The sequence below is a fragment of the Streptomyces sp. JJ38 genome (genome assembly GCF_019303475.1).
GTDB lineage: Bacteria > Actinomycetota > Actinomycetes > Streptomycetales > Streptomycetaceae > Streptomyces.
The window spans coordinates 1-12,114 of the sequence record NZ_JABLSI010000050.1; the positions used below are offsets into that span (position 1 = coordinate 1).

The 12,114-nt window shown below is 70.8% G+C and carries 11 protein-coding genes and 1 pseudogene; 4 read left to right on the plus strand and 8 right to left on the minus strand.

Annotated features, from left to right (window positions below; translation table 11 throughout):
• A partial coding sequence (locus tag HPT28_RS22230; protein WP_219092967.1) for an NB-ARC domain-containing protein occupies positions 1-2,359 on the plus strand: 2,359 nt, incomplete at its 5' end.
• Positions 2,360-2,386: 27 nt separating this feature from the next.
• Here the strand turns inward: HPT28_RS22230 and HPT28_RS22235 are convergent.
• A complete protein-coding gene (locus tag HPT28_RS22235) occupies positions 2,387-3,238 on the minus strand; it encodes an extensin family protein (RefSeq protein WP_219092968.1) in 852 nt (283 codons plus the stop codon).
• A gap of 675 nt (positions 3,239-3,913) precedes the next feature.
• On the opposite strand from HPT28_RS22235, the gene HPT28_RS22240 reads away from it, so the two are divergent.
• Entirely contained in the window at positions 3,914-4,498 is a 585-nt protein-coding gene (locus HPT28_RS22240; RefSeq protein ID WP_219092969.1) for a DUF4352 domain-containing protein, read from the plus strand.
• A gap of 578 nt (positions 4,499-5,076) precedes the next feature.
• On the opposite strand, the gene HPT28_RS22245 is transcribed toward HPT28_RS22240, so the two are convergent.
• The 5 genes and pseudogenes from HPT28_RS22245 to HPT28_RS22265 all read right to left on the minus strand — a co-directional run bounded on the left by HPT28_RS22245 (position 5,077) and on the right by HPT28_RS22265 (position 8,288).
• Positions 5,077-5,499, minus strand: a complete 423-nt coding sequence (locus HPT28_RS22245; RefSeq protein ID WP_219092970.1) for an ATP-binding protein — start codon at positions 5,497-5,499, stop codon at positions 5,077-5,079.
• A 126-nt stretch (positions 5,500-5,625) separates the two neighbouring features.
• The gene (locus HPT28_RS22250; protein ID WP_219092971.1) at positions 5,626-6,840 is read right to left on the minus strand and encodes a helix-turn-helix transcriptional regulator; all 1,215 of its coding nucleotides are present in this window, start codon (positions 6,838-6,840) and stop codon (positions 5,626-5,628) included.
• 55 nt (positions 6,841-6,895) lie between these two features.
• Positions 6,896-7,303: pseudogene (locus HPT28_RS22255) on the minus strand (NUDIX hydrolase).
• Positions 7,304-7,824: 521 nt separating this feature from the next.
• Entirely contained in the window at positions 7,825-8,061 is a 237-nt protein-coding gene (locus tag HPT28_RS22260; RefSeq protein ID WP_219092972.1) for a hypothetical protein, read from the minus strand.
• Entirely contained in the window at positions 8,058-8,288 is a 231-nt protein-coding gene (locus HPT28_RS22265) for a hypothetical protein (RefSeq protein WP_219092973.1), read from the minus strand. Before HPT28_RS22265 ends, HPT28_RS22260 begins: the two co-directional genes overlap by 4 nt.
• A 168-nt stretch (positions 8,289-8,456) precedes the next feature.
• Here HPT28_RS22265 and HPT28_RS22270 point away from each other — a divergent pair, with 168 nt between their 5' ends.
• Together HPT28_RS22270 and HPT28_RS22275 are read left to right on the plus strand one after the other, a co-directional pair.
• A complete protein-coding gene (locus HPT28_RS22270; RefSeq protein ID WP_219092974.1) occupies positions 8,457-9,302 on the plus strand; it encodes a helix-turn-helix transcriptional regulator in 846 nt (281 codons plus the stop codon).
• Positions 9,281-9,481, plus strand: a complete 201-nt coding sequence (locus tag HPT28_RS22275; RefSeq protein WP_219092975.1) for a DUF397 domain-containing protein — start codon at positions 9,281-9,283, stop codon at positions 9,479-9,481. The genes HPT28_RS22270 and HPT28_RS22275 overlap by 22 nt, the downstream gene beginning before the upstream one ends.
• Positions 9,482-9,557: 76 nt before the next feature.
• Here the strand turns inward: HPT28_RS22275 and HPT28_RS22280 are convergent, their stop codons facing one another.
• Both HPT28_RS22280 and hisS read right to left on the minus strand, forming a co-directional pair.
• Complete coding sequence (locus HPT28_RS22280) at positions 9,558-10,169, minus strand: hypothetical protein (protein ID WP_219092976.1); 612 nt, start codon at positions 10,167-10,169, stop codon at positions 9,558-9,560.
• A gap of 49 nt (positions 10,170-10,218) precedes the next feature.
• Positions 10,219-11,550, minus strand: a complete 1,332-nt coding sequence (hisS, locus tag HPT28_RS22285) for a histidine--tRNA ligase (RefSeq protein WP_219092977.1) — start codon at positions 11,548-11,550, stop codon at positions 10,219-10,221.
• Positions 11,551-12,114 lie beyond the last annotated feature (564 nt).

Genomic DNA, 12,114 nt, shown 5'->3' on the forward strand with positions numbered 1-12,114 from the left:
CGCCCCCGACACAGCCCCCACCCTCGGCACGGGCGCCGCGACGGCCGGGACCAGCCCCACCGTCGCGACCACAGCCGCCGGAAGCCCGTCCGGGGCGCCCGTCCCCCGCCAGCTTCCCCCGGCCACCGGCACCCTGTACGGCCGCGACGAGCTCCTCAGCCGGATGGTCGACGCCCTCCGGCGCCCCGGAGCCGCCGCCCCCGTCCTCGTCCTCACCGGCCCCGGCGGCGTCGGCAAGACCGCCCTCGCCCTCCACACCGCGCACGCCCTCGCCGACCGCTACCCCGGCGGGCAGCTCTACGCCGATCTCCGCGGCTCCCAGCCCGCCCCCGCCGACCCGCTGGAGGTGGCCGCACGCTTCCTCCGCGCCCTCGGCGTCGACGGCCAGGACATCCCCGCCGACGCCGACGGGCGCTTCGCCGAACTCCGCAGCCGGCTCGCCGGGGACCGCGTCCTCCTCGTGCTCGACGACGTCCACGACGAGGCCCAGCTCCGGCCCCTACAGCCGACCGGCCCCGGCTGCGCCGTCCTGGCCACCTCCCGTAACCGGCTCACCGCTCTCGCGGCCCGCGCCGACGCCCGCGTCCTCGACGTCGGCACCCTGGCCCCGGGCGACGCCGCCGCCCTCCTCGCCGGGCTGGTCGGCCCCGAGCGGGCCCGCGCCGACCAGCCCGCCACGGCCGACGTCGCGCGCCTGTGCGGACACCTGCCGCTCGCCCTGCGCATCGCCGGCGCCCGGCTCGCCGCCCGCCCCGACTGGACCGTCACCGGATTCCGCGACCGGCTCGCCCAACAGCACCACCGGCTCGACCAACTCGCCGTCGGCGATCTCGACGTCCGCGCCGGCATCGCCCTCAGCTACCGCTCCCTCGCACCCGAACTGCGCACGGCCCTGCGCCGGCTGGCGCTGCTCGACGCGCACAGCGTCCCCGGGTGGGTCGTCGGCGTCCTCACCGGGCGGTCCGCGCCCTGGCTTCAGGACCAGCTCGTCGAGCGCAACCTGCTGGAGGCGCTCGGCCCCGACCAGGCCGGTCAGCCGCGCTACCAACTCCACGCTCTCGTGCGTGACTTCGCCCACGAACGCACTCTCGCCGAAGACACCCGGGCAGAGCGGGACGCGGCACTCGCCCGCGTCCTGCGCGGCTGGCTCGCCCTCGCCTCCGAGGCCGCCGGACGCCTCGGCCACGGCGGCGTCCTCGACCCCGTCGCGCCCGCCGACGAGGCCCCCTCCGAAGCCGCCGACGCCGTCCGGCGCCACCCCGAACGCTGGTTCGCCGCCGAACAGGCCAACCTGTTGAACGCCGCACTCCTCGCCTGCCGCCTACGGCTCCCCGAACTCGCCAGCGACCTCGCCCTCCAGCTCAACAGCTACCTCGTCATCCGCTTCTACGAAGCGGAACGAGAGGCCGTCGTCCGCGCCGCCATCGCCAGCTGGGGCGAGCGCCCCACCACCGACCGCCGCCTCTCCCGCCTCTACTTCGCACTGTGCTGGGCCATGTACCAGCAGGACCGCTACAGCGAGCTGGCCCCCGCAGCCGCCCGCGGCCTCCAGGTCGCCCGCGAACTCGGCGACCCCGAGGTCATCGCGGACGCCGCCTGGCAGATGGGGCGCGCCACCGCCCTGTGCGGACGGCTCGACGAAGCCGCCGAACACTACCTGCGCACCATCCGCGACGCCGAGCGCCTCGGCCTGTCCGAACGCGCCCACGTCTACGCCCTCACCGGCCTCGCCAACGTCCTCGCCGACCTCGGTGACGCCCCCGCCGCCGTCCGCGCCTACCAGCGCGCCCTCGACCTCCACTCCGCCGCCGACCGCACCCGCGTCGTCATGCACCTGCGCTGCGCCGAAGCGCTCGCCGACGACGGCCAGGGCGGCCGCGCCCTCGAACTCCTCGCCGACGCCCACACCATCGTCTCCGGCATCGGCGACGCGGTCGGGGCCGCGCACGTCGAACGCGTCCGGGCGCTCGTCGACCTCCTCCACGGCGCGTGGCCACGCGCCACCGCCCGACTCCACACCACCGTGCACACCTTCCGCGACCACCGCGAGACCTCCGGCGAGGCCGGCGCCCTGCGCAGCCTCGGCGACGCCGCCATCGGCTCCGGGCACTGGACCGACGCCCACCGCCACCTCCGCGCCGCCCTCGCCCTCTACGCGCGCATGGGCCTGCCCGTCGAGCTCGCCCGCACCGAGGCCCGGCTCACCGTCGCCCTCCGCCACGACGGCCGGCCCGCCCCCGCCGAGCGGCACGCCGACGCCTGCCGCGCCCTCCTGCGGCGCCACGCCCTCGCCCCGGCCTGTCTGCGGCTCCCCGCCCACGTCCGCCGGCTCCTGCACCCGACGGACGTGGACCCCTGAGCACGGCCCCTGGGCTCCGCGGTGCGCTCAGAACGCGTCGTCGCGGAAACCGTGCCGGGCCACCCGCGCCAGCATCGTGCGCCACGCGTCGAGCTCCGTGTGCGGGTTGCCGGAGATGTTGAGCCGGTTCTTCGCCGTCGAGAAGGCACCGTTCGTCTTCGGACCCCAGATGCCGTCCACCGCCAGGCCCGAGCCCATGAAGTTGTTGCACATGGCCTGGACGAACTTCGTGTCGCTGGACGAGCCCTTCTGGCACAGCGTGGGCAGACCGCCGAAGTCCGCGTGGATGTGGTCCGCGTGGGCCGAGTTGTACCAGCCGTCCAGCACATACCGGAACCGGCGACGGCAGGTCGCGTCCACCGCCAGGTAGCGGCGGCGCAACGTCCGGTTGCTGGAGGAGTGGTGGCGGTCCAGCGGCGAGCAGCGCCGTCCACCCGCCCACCGCACGTGGTCCAGATCCATGGCCGTACCGGCGCCGTGCTGGCCCGACTTGTTCACGTAGAACCCGGCCGAGACGAGGAAGCTCACCTTCCCGAAGCCCCCGTCCTCCGAGAGCCGCCGCAGGTCGCGGATCCACACCACGAGCCGGTCGTAGAAGTCGTACGTGCAGCGCCAGTCGCGCAGGACCGTGTTCCCCCTGTTGGACCGCCAGTAGTACACCGGCGTCCCGTCTATCTTGCTGAACGTGCGCAGCGCGAGCGCCGACACCGTCTGGCCCGACGCCTGCATCTCCCTCGGCAGCGGCTGCACCGTCGGGTCCTCGGCAGCCCACGCCCGTCCGCCCGCGGCCCCCGTGACGAGCGCACCGGCCGCCGCCGCGCCCACGCCTCCGAGGAACAGCCGGCGGTCGAGCCCCTTCGGCTCAACGTCTTCGTGCATGGTGATCGCTCCTCCGCAGTCGTGCCGGACCCGGGCGCCCGGCACCTGGTGACTGCGATGGTTCGCGCCCCGCCTACGACGGATCTCACTCCGCCCTAACGCACCAGGGGTTGACACACGCCACACCCGTGAGCGCACACGGGCGAGGCCCCGTTCCGGCGAACCGGAGCGGAGCCTCGCCCTCCCCCGAACCTCCTGATGCACGGTCACCCCGCGCCCCGTCAGGAGACACCCTCGAAGCACCCGGAAACGCCCGATCTCCTCGACACACGCTCAGCTCTCGCCCGGCGGCCACCTGCGACCCGCTCCCCGAAAGACCTGCAGACTCGGCAACTCGTCGTCGCAGACGAACGAGTGCCGCAGCAGAGCGAGGGGATCTTGGAGGCCGCCACATCGAGTCACAGACCTGGGCGCATCAATCCGCGCAGAGTGACCAGGCCACGCGGGAGCCACGCCCACCTTCCCGTCCCCATGGCCTGCCCTCCGGGGACACGACAGATCGGACACCTCCTGGACGTTGTTGAGGGCACCTGCAGAGCGCTCGACACTCTCCGCACCCATTCCCCCACGGTCAGCCCCACCGCGCCGCGCCGCTATGAGGCGTATGGTGGCAAATGAGAGGGGTGCTCTTGCCATTCAGAGCACCATGGCCTTGAGGAAGCAAGCGAGGCCGGTATGCGCAAACCACGCGTTGCCCTCATAGCTGTGGCAGTCCTTGCGGCGGCTGTGGCGTGCGGAGATCCGGAAGTTGTCGAGCAGCCCGATGACACAGGGACACGCGAAACGACGGAGGAGCGCGCTCCCGGCGAGGATGCGACAGGCGAGTCCACTCCCGAACAGCCCAAGGCAGCCCAAGTGGGAAATAGTTTGACCTTGGAAGGCACCGACGACAGGGTTCAGGTGACGGTAGTCAAGTTCGTGGATCCGGCGGCGCCAGGCAACGAGTACTCCAGCCCGGAACCGGGCAGCCGGTTCGTCGCAGTGCAGTTCCGTCTGGAGAACGTGGGAACGACCACGTACGACGACTCGCCGAGCAACGGCGCCACGTTGGCAGACAACAAGGGCCAGCGCTTCTCACCTACCTTTGCCGAAACGGCGGCCGGACCATCCTTCCCAGGCGGCGTCACCGTCGCTCCTGGAGATACAGCTCTCGGCTTCATCGCCTTCGAGGTGCCTGAGGACTCCACGATCGCCAAGGTGCAGTTTGCCCTGGACAGTGGCTTCGCCGACCAGGTCGGCCAGTGGGAGGTCCCCCAATAACACCGTGGAACCAGCAACGGCCTCGACTGATCTCTAACGCAGACCCCGCCGTGAGCGGAGTGACCGAGACCCCTTCGTCGCACAAACGAGCGGTGGAACTGCGCAAATCCCCTAGGCGTGGACATCGAGGCAATGAATTGCGTGTCGCGGACACTACGGCAGAGAGCTGCACCAGGGGCTCGTGCGCCTCATAGCTTTCACTGGCGCTACGAACCCGACCCCACGGGGGACCAAGCCGCACAGTGAAGCCCTGCATTACCGGGAGCTCGCCTGGAACCGGAGTCCCAGAACAGGCCGTGCTCACTGTGACGCAGGCGTGGAACACCGGTGGGAACATCACCCTCTCGCGGAGCCGCTGCACGAAACCGAGATCCCAGAGACTCCATGCTCCTCGTGACCAAGCCGTACGAGGAGCGGCGGGCCTACGCCACGGCACGCATGCTGTGGCCCGAGCCGGCCGCACAGCTCGCAGGCGTAGGTGTGCCCGTGCCCGGAAGGCGGCTTGGCCGCACCGATCCACAGCACTGGGCGGTATGTCGCCACACAGCGCCAACAAGCGCAGTACGTCCAGGTGGCGCTCACTGGCCGCCTCGCAGCTCCGCCCACACCCGCTTGCCCCACGGCAGCGGCTCGGTGCCCCATGCGGCGGACAGGTGCTCCACCACCGCCAAGCCCCGCCCGTCCTCAACGGTTCCGTTGGTGTCCCGGCGCTGCGGCGGGGCCTTGGAGAAGTCCACTACTCCGATGCGGACGGCCTCTCGGCCGAGGCGGGTGACCGTCACCCGAATGGACTCCCGGCGGGCGTGCTGCACGGTATTGGCCACGAGCTCGGTGACGATCAGTGCGGCATCTTCGGCGAAGACGTCCAGCCTCCAACAGGCCAGTGCGAGGCGCACCAGACGACGGGCAGCGGCGGCGCTCGCGGGTACCCGTGGCAGGGACTCGGTGTAGCCGGGCTGCCCCGTGCGGTGGACCAGGGCGCTCGCTTCAGCTCGCGGCATGTCGTTCTGCTCTCTCAGATCGGCCGAGCCCCGGGGCCGTTCGCACGGTCGCCGGGGCACTCTCCGTCTAGGTAAGCGAGCGATGCCAGAGAGCGACCAGGGACGCAACGTCCCACATTCGTCACGCTATTCGGCGACACCCAGGAACTCCGCCAACGCGCTCAGCCCCGGCGGATGGTTCGGGAGGGCCCACAGGTCACGCACGATCGCCACGGCCAACGTGTGGTGCTGCATCCACGTGGGCGCCACGCGACGCAGCGACTCAAACGTCCTCACAGCTCCGGCAGCGTCCCCCACGTCGGTGTACGCCCGCGCCACGTCCAACAGCAGCCACGTACGCCAGGACTGCGGCGTGTCCTTGCTCAGCCGCATGCCCTTGGCGAGCGCCAGGGCCTCGTGCGGGTGCCCGTACTGCACAGCCAGCCGGACACGTTCGATGCGCACTGACGACGGGCTGAAGACGCTCACCATACGGTTGTCACCGCTCTCGGGCAGCCTGGAGACGCGGGCGGCTTCCTTCTCGGCCGTCTTCATCATCGCTGCCGCACGCTCGTAGTCGCCGCCGCGCGCGGCCGAGGTGGCGGCGCTCATGGTGAGCGCACCCCACACCTTCAGACCGTCCGCCGTCTCGGTGTGTCCCCCGTCCTTCAGGTCGTCGGCGGCCCGCACGGCAATACTCAGGGCGTCCTCCAGCCGTCCTTGCCGCTGGTAGGTCCACGCGGTCGAGTTGACGACCATCGGCACGAGCAGCGGATCGGAGGACCGCCCAGCCGCGTCTATGGCCCGTTCCAGGCTGATGAGGGCCAGGTCCGTCTTACCCATGCGCACTGCCACGTGACCGCCGAGCTGCAGCACTTTCGCCAGGGCAGCGAACCCGGCCGCGCGGTCGTCGTCACTCCCGGAGACCGTGGCGCAGCGGGCGTCGGCGATCAGGCCTGGCAGCGTCTTCATCAACGCCTCGAACTCGGCCGCGTGATATTGCGACCACCGGTCCGCGATCTGCTCGCGCAGGGTGGCGATCGAGAAGTCGGGGCCCGGCTGTGGTGGCTGAGGCGCCCAGAGCGCAGGCATGATGGCCCGCCGCACCGCGACGAATCGCGGCCCGTCGCCCTCCCCGGTGGCGGCCACCGCCGGGGGCGCACCAAGCAACGTGGTCAGTTCCACGCCGAGGCCGTTCGCGAGGGCGTGCAGCGTGGGCAGACGTGCGGAGTGCTTCCGCTGCTGTTCGAGCTGGCGGATCACATCAACGGAGACGTCGGAGCGCTCGGCCAGTTCCTCTTGTGTCAGGGCGGCGAGGCGCCGCAGGCGGCGCAGGGTCCGCCCGAGGTGTTCGTTTGCCACACAGTCATGCTGCCCCAACGGACCAACAGATGCCCCAAGCTGCGGCACCTGAGCACTAGACCAGCTTGGTCCCGTCGTGAGCGCAAATGGCTGGCGGCGATGCTGCGTCGAGCGCGTCCAGAACGCGGATCGCGTACGCCTCGTCGGCCAGCTCGGAGACCTCTTCCCGGGTGATCCAGCGGAGGGCCATGGTCTCCTCGCCGGTGGTGGGCTGCCCGTCGATGACCCCGCAGCGGAAGACCAGCGAGACGATCAAGCCCTCCATTCCCTGTAGACGCCGGTCAGGGCGGCTGGGAGGGCGATCTTGACGCCGGTCTCCTCGAAGACCTCGCGCCGGAGGGCGGCGGGAGAGGGTTTCGCCGGCTTCGACGACGCCGCCGGGCGGCTCCCAGTGGCCGTTGTCGCGTCGCTTGACGAGCAGGGCACGGCCGCGGCCGCCCACGATCACCCCGGCGACGCTCACGGAGTGGGGGCGCTCGGCGGTGCTCACGTCCGGCGGCTCTCGTTCCCTCGGCTGATCAGGCTGACTCACCGTAGCGACGGGCACGCGGCCCTCCGTCGGTGCTCAGCTGCTCCCGGTAGACCCCTGCCGCCCCGGCGCGCAGTACCGCACGACGAAGCCCCGTCCCGATGATCGGGACGGGGCTTCGTCATGGTGCGCGCTCGGCAGGATTCGAACCTGCAACCTTCTGATCCGTAGGATTGGGCAGCCACCCGCGCCGCCCACGGCGCTCCCCCGGCCGGGTGAGCCTCCAGCTGCCCGCGTACGCCCCTGTGTGCCGTCGTTGCCGTCACGGTCGCCGTCAGACTCCGGGGGCTCCGGTAGGCCGTACAGGTGGCTTCCAGCGGCCTCTCTGGGGTCCCTGCGTCAGGAGGTGGCCCACGCGACGGCAAGCGTGAAGCCCATGCCGAAGCCTAACGCGAGGATGAGGAGCGGCCCGGCGGATCTTCCCATCGCGTAGCCGAACCGGCGGATGGCTCGGATCATGCGTCCGGCCTCCAGGCTCGCAGGGGCTCGATCGTGATCGCCCGGTACGTGTGGTGGGACGGGTTCCGGCCGGCGTGCTCGAAGATCCAGTCCTGGGCTGTCGTCTGCTCCTCGGCCTGGGGCGAGCGGGCCAGGCATACGGCGCACTCGACGGCGTACGCCGTGGGCTCGCGGTCCGGCTTCAGGTCCGGGGCGATGGCCCACCGCTCGCGACGGAGGAAGCCCCGGCTCATCTGGGGCCACCCGCGCTGCTGCGCTCGTTGGTCTCGCGCACCCGTCCCCGTAGCGTCTCGTCCTCGGTGGCGGGGCGTACGTCGCCCGGACGGGCGTCCCACTCCTTGCCGCCCCGCTGAGGGCGGAGCTGGATGTACGGGCCGACGTGCCCCATGACGACGCCCACGCGCTCCCGCGCGGCGTCGAACGCCACGCTGCCGATCTCCGGTAGCAGATTCTCTGTCATGCCGCTCGCTCCGGTTCCTCTGTCCCTGCTGGCGGTAAGGGTGTTGAGTAGCTGTGCGTTGCCCGGGCATTACGAGAATGCACCCGGGGAATGCACCGGATGCCGTTACAGCGGTCGGCGACGACGCCACGCGGCGTAGCTTCCACACCTTCAACGGAGGGACGTTCGATGCCACCACGACGGGCGATCTCGGGCAGAAGTGGTGAGCCCCGGCGCCGGTTCGCAGAGGAGCTGCGGGACCTTCGGCGGGAGAAGGGGCTCAGCCTGCGTCAGCTCGCGGAAGTGGTGGGCTGGGACTACTCCCACTTCGGGAAGATGGAGTCCGAGGAGAGCCTGGGCGGGCCCGAGGTGGTGCAGGCCCTCGATGACTTCTACGGGCTCCGCGGGCTGCTGATCACGCTCTGGGAGCTGGCCCGCAAGGACCCGACACAGTTCCGCGAGCAGTACCGGCGGTACATGACGTTCGAGTCCGATGCCGTGAGCCTGTGGCACTACGGACCGAGCCTCTACCCCGGTCTTCTCCAGACCGAGGCGTACGCACGGGAGTTGCTGGAGGCCGGTGGGCTGCTGGGCACTGAGCTGGAGCAACAGGTCAGTGCCCGAATGGGACGGCAAGCGCGGCTGACGGCGAAGGACGCCCCCACCTTCCGGGCCATCATCTCGGAGCCGGTGCTGCGCCGACCCCTCCGCGACCCTTCCGCCTGGCGAGACCAGCTCACGCACCTGCTCAAGGTCTCCGAGCAGCCGAACATCACGGTGCAAGCGTTGCCACTAGCCATCGGGCTACACGGCCTCGACAAGACGGACGTGATGTTCCTGCGACTGCCGGACAGCCGCACCGTCGCCTATACGGAGGATGACGCGCGGGGCCACCTGATCGAGGAAAGCGCTGCGGTGGAGCGACTTCAGGTCCGGTACGATCGCGTCCGCGACCTTGCGCTGTCTCCGGAGGAGTCGCGGCAGTTCATCATGAGGATCATGGAGGAAGTCCCATGCGACCCCGTATCGACCTGAGCGCCGCCGCATGGCGTAGGTCCAGCTACAGCAATAGCGACGGTGGCCAGTGCGTGGAGGTCGCTGACGGCTTCCCGGGTCTCCTGCCGGTCCGCGACAGCAAGTCTCCGGAGGGGCCGGCCCTGATCTTCGGCTCCAAGGCATGGAACGCCTTCGCGGCCTGGTCTGCCGACCGCTGACACAGACGACACGGCCCCCGCTTCCGGACCTTGTTCCAGAGGCGGGGGCCTTGCTGTGCCCGTAGGTCAGGCCCGGCTACTCATCGAGGTAGAGCAGCGCAGTGATCGTCTTGTTGCAGACGTTGCAGTGCATCGGGGCCTCGATGCTGTTGAGGTCGCACTCCACGGTGGTGATCCGGTCCACGGTGCCGGTGGTCACCTCCCGCTCCCACGCCTCCTGCCACGTAGCGGTGTTCTGGATGAGCTTGCCGACGTACTCCGAGGTCATCTCGTAGAACGCCTTGACCCCGTGCTCCTTCATGTAAGTCCAATTGAACTCAAGGGACTTGAGGACCATCGGGTACGGGTGGAGTTCCTGGGTGCGGGCCCAGGTCCCCAGCACGTCGGCAATGTCCAGGCGGCGGGCCTTGTCGTCCAACTGCTCCCACATGCCGGTCTGGTCGTAGTCGTGCCGAACCTGGGTGAGGATGTCGGCGCAGTGCTGGATGTTGTCGGCCTTCTTCTGGAGCTGGGCCCGTACGGCGTCCTGGTTGGCCGGCGTGGCGTCCTTCCGGGCGACGGCGATCAGGCGCATGGCCTCGGTCGCGTAGCGGGCCTCGTCGCACAGGGCGTCCCCGAAGCTGAGCCAGGGGTCCGGAAACCCCCGCTCAGCCGTGATCTGGAAGATGCGATCTCCTTGCGTTCCCATCCGCTCCTCCTCCGAAGCGAGTCGGCGGCGGACGGGGGCCCGCCGCGCGTCAACTGGATGGTGCTGCACACCGCCGGGAGAGTTCCGCGGCAGCTTGATCGAACGGGATCTGGACCTGCTCACCGCTGTCCATGTCCCGCAGAGTGACGCTACCGGCTTCGCGTTCGGCGGCGCCGTAGATTACGCAGAATCGCGCCCCCTGGTCGCTGGCCCACTTCATCTGCCGTGCGAACTTCCCGCTCGACCCCAGGTAGACGCCCGTTCGCACGCCTGCTCGGCGGATCTCGGCCGCCAGGCGGAAGCTGTCGGCCGCCTGCTCGTCGCCCATCACGGTGACCGCCACGTCGATCTGCGCGTACCGGTCGGCCTCCTCGTCCCTGATGAGGGGGAGGATCCGTTCGATGCCCAGCGAGCCGCCGCACGCCGGGGAGTCCTTGCCGCCCAGACGGCCGATCAGCCCGTCGTACCGACCGCCAGAGGCGATCGAACCTGGCATCCCGGGGGCCACCACCTCGAAGATGATCCCGGTGTAGTAGTCGAGCCCGCGCACCAGGTTTGGCGTGAACCCGATGCGCTCGGGCGCGATGGAATCCTTGGTCAGCTCCAGCAGCCGGTCCACCTCCGCCAGGCCGGACTGGCCGGTCTCGCTGGCCTTCAGCTCGCCCCGGACGCGCTCCACCGAGTCCTCGGCGGTGAGGTCGTCCACCAGGCCCTGCGCCACCTTCTCCGACAGGCCGCGGCTGGTCACCAGCTCGCTGACGACCGTGTCCGGCGAGAGCTTGTCCAGCTTGTCGAGCGTGATCAGCGCCCCTGATCCCAGCTCCTCCGGCACTCCGTACGCCTCCAGCAGCCCGAACAACGCCTGGCGGGAGTTGATCAGGAACCGGAACTCCGGCACGCCGAGTGCTTCCAGGGCGTCGTGCAGGGCCAGCACGACCTCGGCGTCGGACAACGGGGAGGAGGAGCCGACGATGTCCAGGTCGCACTGGACGAACTCCCGGAAGCGCCCCTTACCGGGACGGTCGGCCCGCCACACGGGGGCGATCGCGTACCGCTTGTACGGCGACGGGAGCTGACTGCCATAGGCCGCTGCCGCGCGGGCCAGGGGCACCGTGAGGTCGTAGCGGAGCGCCAGGTCCGCCTCCCCGGTGGCCTCATGCTCGCCGCGTCGCAGGATCTTGAAGATCAGCTTGTCGCCCTCGTCCCCGTACTTGCCGGTGAGCACGTCCAGGCGCTCGAACGCCGGCGTCTGGAGCGGCTGAAAGCCGTAGCGGCCGAACACGGTGCGGATCGTCGCGAACGCGCGCTCCCGCTGCTCCAGCTCGGCGGCGAGGAAGTCCCGGGTCCCGGAGGCGGGCTCAAACTGCTTCATGGTGGCCATGGCGCCTATCGTCCCGGAAGCCCGCCGCGATGGGCAAAACACGCAGGGTGGGGGTCCTGGTCGCCCGAGGGACGGTGAGGCGGCCTCGCGGGCGGTCGGGGCGGGTTTGGCCGGTGTCCTGCCCGGGCTGGGGCCGGGCGCGGGCAGGGGGCCGTACGCTCGCCCGCGAAATCGGGCAGCTCCTGCGCTGCCCGCGTTTGTGCCCGATTGGCCCCCTGCTCGTGCCCGGCGCGGGTCCCGGACCGGGGAGGTGGGTAAAGCCGCTCCGGCCGCCCGCCCCGAGCACCAGTGGGTGTACGGCGAGCGGCGGCGGGCTGGGCTGTCCGGGGTGGCGGCGCCGGCGCGTGCTGCGGGCCGGTCGTGGACGTGCGGGCTCCTGGCGCTGGGGCGTCTGGTGGGTGCTGCGGGTTCGGCTGGGTGGGTTTCGTTGCGGGCTGGGGGATCCCTGGAGTGCGGACTGCGGCGCGAGCGGCGGAGGCGCCGCTAAGCGGGGCGGTAGACAGGAGCGAAGCGGCGGCGCTGCCGCCGCGCCGCGCGGCCCGCCCCTGGCGGGCCGCTCTTGAT